This window comes from Rhodococcus sp. ACS1 (assembly GCF_002300155.1).
Classification (GTDB): Bacteria; Actinomycetota; Actinomycetes; order Mycobacteriales; family Mycobacteriaceae; genus Rhodococcus_F; species Rhodococcus_F koreensis.
On sequence record NZ_NSDZ01000019.1, the window covers coordinates 1 to 9951 of the forward strand.

11 protein-coding genes are annotated in these 9951 nt (G+C 66.5%); 1 reads left to right on the forward strand and 10 read right to left on the reverse strand.

Annotated elements, in window-relative coordinates; translation table 11 throughout:
* The coding region (locus CJ179_RS50200) for a hypothetical protein (protein ID WP_143549093.1) at positions 1 to 191 on the reverse strand (191 nt) is incomplete at its 3' end.
* Between the two features lie 105 nt (positions 192 to 296).
* On the opposite strand from CJ179_RS50200, the gene CJ179_RS50205 reads away from it, so the two are divergent.
* Positions 297 to 533: a hypothetical protein gene (locus CJ179_RS50205; RefSeq protein WP_095866507.1), complete on the forward strand. Its 237-nt coding sequence runs from the start codon at positions 297 to 299 to the stop codon at positions 531 to 533.
* 1145 nt (positions 534 to 1678) lie between these two features.
* Here the strand turns inward: CJ179_RS50205 and CJ179_RS50210 are convergent.
* From CJ179_RS50210 to CJ179_RS50255, 9 genes are all read right to left on the reverse strand, one after another.
* Positions 1679 to 1858 carry a hypothetical protein gene (locus CJ179_RS50210; protein WP_095866508.1) on the reverse strand — a complete coding sequence of 60 codons (180 nt, stop codon included), beginning with the start codon at positions 1856 to 1858 and terminating at the stop codon, positions 1679 to 1681.
* A 2-nt stretch (positions 1859 to 1860) separates the two neighbouring features.
* On the reverse strand, positions 1861 to 3162 hold the full coding sequence (locus CJ179_RS50215; RefSeq protein ID WP_095866509.1) for a phage major capsid protein: 1302 nt from the start codon (positions 3160 to 3162) through the stop codon (positions 1861 to 1863).
* Between the two features lie 4 nt (positions 3163 to 3166).
* On the reverse strand, positions 3167 to 3967 hold the full coding sequence (locus CJ179_RS50225; RefSeq protein WP_257016464.1) for an HK97 family phage prohead protease: 801 nt from the start codon (positions 3965 to 3967) through the stop codon (positions 3167 to 3169).
* A gap of 183 nt (positions 3968 to 4150) precedes the next feature.
* Positions 4151 to 4447, reverse strand: a complete 297-nt coding sequence (locus tag CJ179_RS50230) for a hypothetical protein (protein WP_143549094.1) — start codon at positions 4445 to 4447, stop codon at positions 4151 to 4153.
* A complete protein-coding gene (locus tag CJ179_RS52450; protein ID WP_095866511.1) occupies positions 4444 to 4626 on the reverse strand; it encodes a hypothetical protein in 183 nt (60 codons plus the stop codon). The genes CJ179_RS50230 and CJ179_RS52450 overlap by 4 nt, the downstream gene beginning before the upstream one ends.
* 300 nt (positions 4627 to 4926) lie before the next feature.
* Complete coding sequence (locus CJ179_RS50240) at positions 4927 to 7293, reverse strand: phage/plasmid primase, P4 family (RefSeq protein WP_095866512.1); 2367 nt, start codon at positions 7291 to 7293, stop codon at positions 4927 to 4929.
* Positions 7290 to 7505, reverse strand: a complete 216-nt coding sequence (locus tag CJ179_RS50245; protein ID WP_095866513.1) for a hypothetical protein — start codon at positions 7503 to 7505, stop codon at positions 7290 to 7292. The genes CJ179_RS50240 and CJ179_RS50245 overlap by 4 nt, the downstream gene beginning before the upstream one ends.
* 315 nt (positions 7506 to 7820) lie before the next feature.
* Positions 7821 to 8081 (reverse strand): helix-turn-helix domain-containing protein, encoded by a 261-nt coding sequence (locus tag CJ179_RS50250; protein WP_095866514.1) that lies wholly within the window; start codon positions 8079 to 8081, stop codon positions 7821 to 7823.
* Entirely contained in the window at positions 8081 to 8944 is an 864-nt protein-coding gene (locus CJ179_RS50255) for a replication initiation protein (protein WP_257016465.1), read from the reverse strand. The genes CJ179_RS50250 and CJ179_RS50255 overlap by 1 nt, the downstream gene beginning before the upstream one ends.
* Between the last annotated feature and the right edge of the window lie 1007 nt (positions 8945 to 9951).

Here is a 9951-nt window from a genome sequence, read left to right on the forward strand (position 1 = left end):
GGTGATTGACGTTCGATGACCTGTTCGACCAGGTCGATCGCGTCGTTGAGGACACGGGCCGCGTCGTACAGGTCGTCTACGTCGCTGGCCTCACCGACCCGCTCCGCCAGTTGGCGTGCCGACCGCGCCGACGCGACCAGACCGGCGCGGAGTATCGCCAGGTCACCGTCCAGGTTCTCGTCATCTGCCATGCGCGAGAGCGTGACACGAGCACCCGACACGGTGGACGATGGACCCGCACGAGGTAGGGCAGGGCGAGGCGAGGAAACACACTCCCATTCGAGGAAGGCCCGACCATGCCCACACCACACTCCCGCGAAGACCGAGTACGCCGCGCCGCGAAACGCGAAGGCTACCTACTGCGGAAGTCCCGCACCCGCACTGTCGACGCCGACGATTACGGCATGTATGTGCTGGTCAGCGACACCGCAGGCAACCGGCGACCCGGTGCCCAGGAACCGATCTCGGCGTTCCGACGCGGCGACGGCCAGCCACTCGACGGCATCGAACAGGAGCTGCACGCGCTGCGATAGCCCCCGGTAAATCGCTCGAACACCCCCCGTTTCGCTGACCGAAAACGGCCCAATAAATGGTGCCAATTAATAGCGAAAGAATGGCGTCTACTGCCGCCAAAAGAATGGCTCCAATTAATTACGACCGACCCGAGAAAGTAATTCGATAAACGGCGAAGCCATTGTGAACAACCATATGGGTGGAGGTTTCGCCTGGCCCGACCGGTGCGGAAGGCTGGCGCACCTGCACCGCGGCTACCATAACCGCAGGTCAGAGGACTTTTTAAGCTTAGAGAGGGTAACGGCGGAGAGCGGGTCAGCCAGGGGGTGCCCGAGGCCCCCGGCTTGGGGGTCCCCGGTACCCCACGCGGTGGGTTGCATTTAATTCACTTCGCCTCTCGACGCTGCAATGTTGGTAATTCGAATTATGCGGTTTCGGTTTATCGGATGGCACCAAATTCGACGGATAATAAATGGCTTTGATAAATGCAAACAATGGCGAAAAGAATGGCAATTTGGATTGTGTGGTGTCGGTTCGGGGGTGCTCGGGGGCGGCGTGGGGGGTCGGTGTGCGCTGGTGGGCTCGACGGCCGCGCGTCGCTGGCGACGAGGAATCGAGTCATGCAACGTGGAGTCATGCGTTGCGTTGCAGGTCAGCAATGGCATTGCATGAGGTCAGTGCAACGTGTGCAACGACGTGTGAGGCAACGTGCAACGTCACAGGTCAGCACAGCACAGCAGCAGGGCAGGCAGGCAGGGGCAGGCAGGGCAGCAGGCCAGGCAGGGCAGCAGGCCAGGCAGGGCGCAGCAGGCAGGGGGGCACAGCAGCCAGGCTCAGCGTTGCGTTGCACAGCAGGGCAGCTCAGCGTTGCGTTGCGTGTTGTTGGGTGGTGCTCGCACGGTCTTCGTCGCAGGTACCAACATGGTGGTCCTTGCCGTGGTGGGATGACGAGTCCCGGCCGACGACGCGGACTGTGCGAGCACCGGACCGGGGGAGACGGACGCATGTGTGCCCCCGGTCGTGTGTGTGGCGGGAACCCCCTTGGTCGGTGACTGCGGCCCCGAAGGGACGAACAGGGGCGCGTCAACGTCGAGCAGGGGGTCCCCGCCGGTTGTGATGCCCTCGGCCCCGCGAACAACCGGGGGGCGTCACCTTCTCTCTCACTTCACCCAGGTGAGAGTCCTTGTGTTGCAGTCGAATCGGAGTCAGGCAACGCACGCCACCGCTCGACCTCGATGCCTTCGCGCAGGCCACCGAGCAGGCGGCGGGACTCCAGGTCGAACGCCAGCGCGGCGGCTGCCGCGTTCTCTTCGCAGGCTTGCTGGAGGATCTCGAATCCACCCATGGTCAGCCCCTCACCCCGGTATCGAGCGCGAACGCTCCGGGTTGGAGAACCTGCACGTCAGCCCGCAAATGCGCCAGGAACGCCACCTGCTGGTTGTCGGCGTAACGCTCGGTCAGGAACCGGATCTCGAAGCCGGTCCGCAGGCCGATACCGAGCAGGTTCCACTGTGCTGTATAGACTTCCGAGCAATCCGTCGAGGCCCCCACGGTCAGGTTCGTCGGTACCTGCTTGGTAGGCAGGATCGGCAACAACCCTTGCGGCGCAGTCAGATAGCTGCCCTGCAAGTCCTTCAGCTTCTGCAACGACGTGATGGTGCGCGGTGCCACGATGTGCGCGTTCGGGATGTAGTTGTTCGCGAACACCGCCCCGGCGGCGTCGAGGAGCCAGTCATAGTTTCCGACCGCCGTGCCAGCCGCCCCGTGGCTGGTGGTGGTGATCCCGGCGGTGTTCAAGATGCCACGCGGTTCCGGCGGTGTGCCGGTGCCCCGCAACGCCACCCGATCCAACTCCAACGCCAACTGTGCGGCGAAGCTCTGACTGATGATGTCCCCGGCCGACGGGTCGGAGTCCTCGAACAGCTCACGCGACAAGATGACCAACCGGTCCAACGATCGCGCGGTGAACGTGACCGCGTCGAACGTCAGATCACCGGTCGTGACCGGCGCGTTCTCGTTGCGCCACGCCGGAGCACCCTCACCGGTCAGCCTCGGGAGCTTCAGGGTGTTCGCGGTCATCGGCACCGTCGTCGCCCCGGCGGCGAACACCTGACTCGCGTTGCGTGCCAAGTCGAGGACAGTCGCGGCGAGCGGAGTCGGCACGAGGTGCCCGCCAGCGGTGGCGGTGCCCTCACTGAGTGCGCGGACCTCTTCGGCACCGGACCAGTCGCCGGTCACGACGCCCCGCAAGTACTGGTCGAAAGTGCCGGTGGTGGTCTGCGGTGCACCGTTGTCCCGGCACCACCCGGCCAAGCTCTGCTGGCGGGTGAGGGTTTGCGCGCCCCTCAGCGCCCGTGTGCGACCCTGCCGCCCCGGCGGTGTGATGCCCTGGTCGGAGCCGTGTTCGAACGCCCCCATGTCGTACAGGGCGAGGGCGCGTTCCCGCTGCTGGTGAGAGTGCGCCAGGAATTCGATATCCGCCTCGATCTGGTCGAACCGGTCTCCGTCATCAGCGGTCAGGTGCCCGTCGTCGGAGCGTTGCAGCATGCCCCGCGCTTCGGTGAGCAGCCGGTCCCGTTCGGCGACGGCCTCGGTGGGAGTGAGCTCGCGGAGCCGTGCGAACACCGGGCTCCGGACGTCAATGGTCATGGTCTTACTCGCTTTCGGATTGGATCTCGACACCGAGCTTCTTCGCGGCCGCGACGATGCGGGCCTCGATCTTCGCGAGTTCCTCGGCGGTGTATTTCGCGGCGTTGGCCTTCTGATGGATGTACGACCAGGCGGCCTTGACGTGCTCTTTCGTGTCTATCGGGTACCGCTTCTTGCCGTCGTCCTGGTAGCCGGGGTCCGCGTATTCCACGTCGCCGTACGGCTTCTCCTTGGGGTCGTCGGCGCGGACAGCGAGGTCCGGCCACGCGCTTCTGATCAGCAGGTCGAGCCGTCGGCTGGCCACGTCGACAGACAGCCGGTGGCGTATCTGTTCGCTGCGCACCCCGCCCACGACAGCCCCGTCATAGGCCGGGAAACCGACCAATGAGCACTCCATCAGGGCACACTCGGTGCGGACCGTGACCTCACCGTCCTGCCGCGAGCGCACGGCACGGAAACCGATCGAGAACGCCGAGACGACACCGGAGCGCACCAATTCGAGGGCGTCGTTGCCGTCGCGGGTGTTCGCGATCGCGAAGGATGCGTGCAGCCCGCCGGGCTGTTCGTACAGGTCGACGGCTTTGCCGATCGGAAGCTTGCCCCGGTCGTGGGAGACGAGTAACCGGACCTTGTCGCCACGTTCGGCGATGGACCGTTGGAATGCTCCGGGCGCGAAGCGTTCCCGGTAGCTGCGGCCCAGCTCGTGGATCTCGGCCTCGACGCCGTAGGGCACGACGGTGCCGAACACAGTCCTGCCGGTACCGTCGGCACGGAGTTCGGTAGATCGGAAAAGGGTCTCACTCAAGGTAATTCACCACTTTGGGGGGCGCGCGGAATGACGGCGTGCGTCGCATGGTGACCGGCACGGTCCGGGGGTGCCCCCGATTGGGAGGGGGGTCCGGCGCTGGCATCGGATACCGAGTCGAGCTGTGCTGCCCGCCGTCCGGTGGGTCGTAGTCGACGGGCGCGCACGTAGTCTACGCCGCTTTTACGGGGTGTTGTCGTCGTCTTCGAGCAGGTCGGCCGGGGTGTCGGGGATGTCGCCGTCCGGGACGAACACCGGCACCGGGAACGTCATATCGTCGGGGTTGAACAGCCACGCCCGGTCGACGTTGGCGATGCGCCTGACACCGTAGGTGAGGTCCACGCCGCCGTAGCCGTCTTCGAGGGCGTCGACGGCGGTGCCGTGGCAGTCGGCGCGTTCCTCGGGTGTCATGGCGTTGACGATGTTGGCGACGAGAACCCTGATCTTCCAGTTCATCGACTGGTCGGGTGTCATGGTCATAGTGGTTGTGCTCCTTCGGTGGTGCCGGTTCGACCGTTCCGGTTGTTGGGGTCCGGTGTCGGTGCCGGTTGGGGGTGTTCGGTGTCGGTGCCGGGTGGCGGATTCCCGTGCAACGCCCGGTAGACGGCTTCGATGCCCGCCGGGTGGAGATCGGCCCCGTGGTGGTGGTTGCTTGCCATAGTCGGTTGTGCCTCTCAGTCGTTGGCGGAACACGGTCACGACGTCGTGAACGCGTGAGCGAAGCGGGGAGAGGGGGGGCCGGGTCAACCCGTAAATCGGAAAGTGTGGCTGGCGGACATCTGTTCGCCACTGAACTCTCTAGCGAATTTTCCGGCCTGCCCAGGGGGGTGAGCAGGGGCCTGCCCAGGGTGCTGAGCAAGGGGCCGAAGCACATTCAGCACCGTTTGCAGGTAACTTTTTTCCGCGTGGGGGGAGATTGGAAAGTTACCGCCGGTCGGTGCTGAATGTGCTTTCCCAGGTCAGGGCATGTTTTTACTTTCACCCCCACCCTTGGGCTGCAACCCGATTCCCTCCCAGAATCGGCGTCCCGACGATGGCGGGAGCTGGCTGAAACCGGCCCGCCGGACGGCTTCGTTGAAGCCCCGTTTGGTGCCGGGGTCTTCGCCCTCGGAGGCACACCACCGCATCCATTCCTCGAACAGATCCGGCACCGATACGCGCTGAGCGGGTGACGTGGCGGTGCACCGGTCTTCGATGAATCGGCCGACCGTGTCCGACTCGTGGGCGTAGTCGCCGGTCGCCTCGGTCACCTTGGCCGGTGCCCGCATGCCGCCCTCGCGGTAGTCGACCCACCCGGCGACGGCCCACGCCAGGATTGCGTCCGCCTCGAGCCTCAGCCGCTCGCCCAGCTCCGGGTCCTGCTCGTCGTCGGGGATCACGATCTCGAACGGCACCACCACCAGCCGCGCCCACAGTGCTGCGTCGTCGCCGCGTGCGGTCGGTTTGAAGTTGGTGACGAGTACCGGCGTGTGCGACGGGTCGAACTCGATGAAGTCCCGGTACAGGCGGCGTGCCTTGATCCGGTCGCCGCCGGTCAGCCGTTTGACGGTGGCCTCGGCCAGTTTCCGGCCCCGGTCGTTCTCGGACACGATGACCAGTCGCCGCCCGAGTAGGTCCACCTCCCCGGTGGGGTGCGCCCCCTCCTTGTGCAGGAACAGGTCCGGTTCGGCCATCGCCGCGTAGTCACCGAGCGCGTGGCGCACCGCCTCGTACCACACGGTTTTGCCGTTGCGGCCGATGCCGGTGAGGATCGCGAGCAGGTGTTCCAGGCACACCCCGGCCAGCGCGAGACCCGCGTACCGTTGCAGGAATTCGCGGACGGCCAGGTCGGGGAGCACCCGGTCGAGGAATTCGGTCCACAGCGGTGAGACGGCTCCGGGACGGTACGCGCCCCGGCACACCTTCGTGATGAGGTCGGCGGGGTCGTGTGGCCGGATCTGCATGGTGTGCAGGTCGAGTGTGCCGTTGGCGCAGTTGATCAGGTACGGGTCGGCGTCGAGGTCGTCGACGGTCTTCGCGAAGCATTCGGCGCTGGCGGCGATGGCGAGCACCCCGCCCATGCCTGCCGAGGTCTCGCACTTGGCCACGTCCTTGCGGAGATCGAGGTCGCGGCCGTTGGCGGACTCGGCCAGCGCCTTGCGGAGGGTTCGCCGCACCGCCCGGAGGGCGTGCCCGTGCTGGTCTTCGGTCCACCGGGTGCCGTCCCAGTGCAGCCACCCGATGCCGTGCACGTGGATCAGCTTCTCGTCGTGCTCGGCCTCGAATCGTTCGGCGATGTGCAGTTGCCCGTGGGTGCGCGTCGTGATCGTGACGACGGTGGTGCCGCCGCCCGTGGAATCACCCGCGGGTGCCGGGGTCAGCGCGTCGGGGAGGGCGTCGGCGTTGCCCCGGCCGCGCTGCGCCCGCCATTTGCCTGCCAGGTCGCCGGCGGTCCACGTGTCGTCGGTGGGCGCGTTGATCTGCACCAGTTCCCAGCACGCCGGGTAGCCGAGCGCGTTCCACGGCGCCCGGGCCAGCGCTCCGAGCCGGTGGCAGGCGTCGGCGGTCAGCTTCTCCCAGCCGCGTCCGTGGTCGTCGCGGTGCCCGACCGGCCAGTCCTTCGCGGCCCGCAGGTCGGCGGCGATGCCGTCCAGCGCCGCGGCGATCCACCGGTCGACGCTGGCCTGTTGGTCGTCGGGCATGGCCGTGTACTCGGGTCCGGGTTCGCCGGTCACGGTGAGCCGGTCCCGTTCGGCGCTGCGGGCCACCAGTTCGGCCAGGGCGTCGCCGCTGTCGTCGGTGTCGTGGTCCTCGGCCCATCGGTCCAGGTCGCAGAGTTCCCAGCGGTATTCACCGATGGTGTCGGTGATGGTGCCGGTGCCGTCCTTCGCGGCCTTGCGGGTGGGCGGGAGGAACACGAAACCGCGGCCCCTGCCGTCGAGGTCACCGGCCTGCACGTCGATGCCGGGTCGGGGGGTGCCCTTGTGCACCTTCAGCGATGCGACGAGTTCGTGGGTGCCGTCGGACGGTGTCGCGGTCCTGCCGTAGACGGTCGGCATGATTCCGGCGGCGTCCAGGCCAGCGCGTTCGGTGTCGCCGCCGTTGCGGGGGTCGGTGTCCACCACGTCGATGCCGTGGCCGGTGACCATGCACAGGGCGTCACCGGGTCGGTAGCCGTCCAACACGGTCGGGTCGGGGATGGTGTTCTGCCAGCGTGTGGGCAGCCAGTACCCGCACTTGCCGTGCCCGCTGCGGGGGTTCCAGGTGCCGCCTTCCAATGCCGGGTGTGCGACGAATATCGGTATGCCGCAGCCGATGAGGGCGCGTGCGATGTCGAGAGGATTCACCGGGCACCGCCCGACCGGAGTACCTCGTGGATGCGTTTCCGCTGGTCGTCGGTGAGGGTCAGCCCCTCGGTCAGTACCTTGCGGATGTGGGCGGTGAGCACGGCGGCGGCGAGGTTCTGTCTGGCCTCGACGAGTTCGGGGTCGTCGGGTTCGCGGTCGCGGGAGAGGGACGCGACGCGGCCGTGGTGATGGGAGACGGCGGTGAGAGCCATGGTGAGTGTCCTTCCGAACACACGAAATAAACCGTGTGTGCGGCCACTCACTCGGCTCCGTCGGATCGGCCGGTGGTGTTACACCTTTTGCCCCCAGGGCGTTTTGCGCCCTTCGCGAAACGTTTCCCCGCCTGCTACGGCTCCGATCCACCCTATTTGGAGCGGGGTCCTGCTCGCGCCGCCCACGCTAGCACTCAAGGCCGGGCTGTTCACCTGCCCGTGTTGCCCGTGTGGCGGTGGGTGATTGGGGTGGTTGGTGGGGGCAATGAGGTCGGCGGGAAAGTACAGCGGTGTGGTTCGAAGCGCCCAAACGTGTTATGACGCCATGCGTTTCCGGTGGTCGTGCAGAAGTCGCCCGACGGTGCCGGTGCCGGTGCCCATCGCCTCGGCAATCTCCTTGTAGCTCATGCCCTGTTCGCGAAGCTCGACGGCCTGCGCGCGACGTGCGGCGGCACGGGCCTCGAAGTCGTCGCGGGGTTCGGCGATCAACCGGCGGATCGTGCGCGGCGTCGCCCCGAACTGTTCGGCGAGTTCGCGGGCCGTCTTCGTGCGGCGGGCGGGCTCCTTCGCGCCCATCAGAGCGTCGCCGCCTCAAGCAGTGCGCTGAACTCGATCCTGGTGCGGCGCTTACGGTTTGCCTCGACCTTCGCGGGCGTCGTGATCCGGCCGCGTGCGGACTGGATCGCTCGGAACCCGTCCTCGGTGAAGTTCCGCCGGGTCCACCGCGAGATGGAGTAGGCGGTAGACATGGTCTCGCGGAACGGCAACGGCACCGCGAACTCGTTGTTGTTGATCTCCATGCAGTACCGCAGCACCAACTGATCCCACACCCGGTCGGTGTCGTCGCGGTGGCTCCACCACTGCCGGTACGTCCACTTACGCGCGGTGTCGAACAGCGTGACGTTCCGGCCCAGCCCGGCGGCGCGGTCGGGTCGGCGTGGCATCTGCCGCGGCGTCAGTGGGGTGACGAGGTCACGCAGGCTGTACGGCTCCGACGGCCCGTAGATCGTTTCCCACGACGGATGGATCGGGTTCTTGGTGAGCATGCCGCCGTAGCTGAAGTCGCCGTCCACCGACAGTCTCAGCCCGGCCTCGACGCGTTGCGCGAACCGTAGCGGCTTCAACCGTGCCGAGTCGGTGCGGCACACCGGCGAGTCGAGCCACCACCCGAGGTGAGCGCGGCCGGACGGTGACTGCGCCACCCATGACGGTGCCGGGTGGTCACGTGGCTGCTCGAACGCGCGCATCGCCGCGTCGGGGTGGTCGCAGTCGATGACGATGGACCCGATGAGGGCGTGCGGGCTGTGCTGGATGTACTTCATCAGCAGGGCGTCGTCTCGGCTGCGCCGACGCTGGCCCGTGGTGTAGTCGTTCGTCGCGTACGGCCGGTACGGCAGCAGCACCTCACCAGCCCACCGGTCGTCCGTCAGCGTCGCCATGCGGGGCATCATGCACCCACCAGCCCCAATGTTCGTGTAGGACACGCCAGCCAAGCCTCAACATTCGATATTCGGGTAGGACGTACCAGCCATATCAGATAACCCGCCCTCGGCCCGGCCCTCTCGCGATCAAATATTCGGGTAGGACGTACCAGCCATATCAGATAACCCGCCCTCGGCCCGGCCCTCTCGCGATCAAATATTCGGGTAGGACGTACCAGCCATATCAGATAACCCGCCCTCGGCCCGGCCCTCTCGCGATCAAATATTCGGGTAGGACGTACCAGCCATATCAGATAACCCGCCCTCGGCCCGGCCCTCTCGCGATCAAATATTCGGGTAGGACGTACCAGCCATATCAGATAACCCGCCGACACCCGATCTCCTGATTCCGGAATTCCCGAAGTTCCGTCATGACCTGAAAACCCCCGCGTGGTGACCTCCGGTCTGAGGGTGTGCCTGCACGCTCGACCAGCAGACCGGCCACGCCACCCTGCAACCCCAACGCCCACCAACGGGCGGTGCCGACCCAGCGGGCGAACCTTCAGCACAGCCGTTCTCCCGGCCGACCGTCCAGCCACACCCCCAGACGCTCAGCTCGACGGACAGCGACTTTCACCCCCACCCCGGTATGAGCGGATAGGCGAAACCGGCACAGGGCTTCTCAGAGCGCGGGAGCGCCCGGCCGACGAGTGCTTCTGGGTTTCGCTCCCACCATGGTCTGCACCGGGGGCGCACCACCCATGGAAAACCGTCGACGGCGCAGGCGTCAACACCGCGCGGAAGCACTCTCTACCAGGTGGTTGTAGCCCGTCAGTCAGGCGTGAAGCTGGCTTACACCGTGCGTGAAGCTGGATTCACAGTGCGTGAAGCTGGCTTACACCCGACTACTCCGCGTTGAGGTGTCCCGCGATTGGTGATTGACGTTCGATGACCTGTTCGACCAGGTCGATCGCGTCGTTGAGGACACGGGCCGCGTCGTACAGGTCGTCTACGTCGCTGGCCTC

Coding starts and splice junctions, on each gene's coding strand:
- CJ179_RS50255 (WP_257016465.1), bottom strand. CDS start 8,944: ATGGCGACGCTGACGGACGACCGGTGGGCTGGTGAGGTGCTGCTGCCG.
- CJ179_RS50210 (WP_095866508.1), bottom strand. CDS start 1,858: ATGGGTGGATTCGAGATCCTCCAGCAAGCCTGCGAAGAGAACGCGGCA.
- CJ179_RS50205 (WP_095866507.1), top strand. CDS start 297: ATGCCCACACCACACTCCCGCGAAGACCGAGTACGCCGCGCCGCGAAA.
- CJ179_RS50250 (WP_095866514.1), bottom strand. CDS start 8,081: ATGGGCGCGAAGGAGCCCGCCCGCCGCACGAAGACGGCCCGCGAACTC.
- CJ179_RS52450 (WP_095866511.1), bottom strand. CDS start 4,626: ATGGCAAGCAACCACCACCACGGGGCCGATCTCCACCCGGCGGGCATC.
- CJ179_RS50230 (WP_143549094.1), bottom strand. CDS start 4,447: ATGACCATGACACCCGACCAGTCGATGAACTGGAAGATCAGGGTTCTC.
- CJ179_RS50215 (WP_095866509.1), bottom strand. CDS start 3,162: ATGACCATTGACGTCCGGAGCCCGGTGTTCGCACGGCTCCGCGAGCTC.
- CJ179_RS50245 (WP_095866513.1), bottom strand. CDS start 7,505: ATGGCTCTCACCGCCGTCTCCCATCACCACGGCCGCGTCGCGTCCCTC.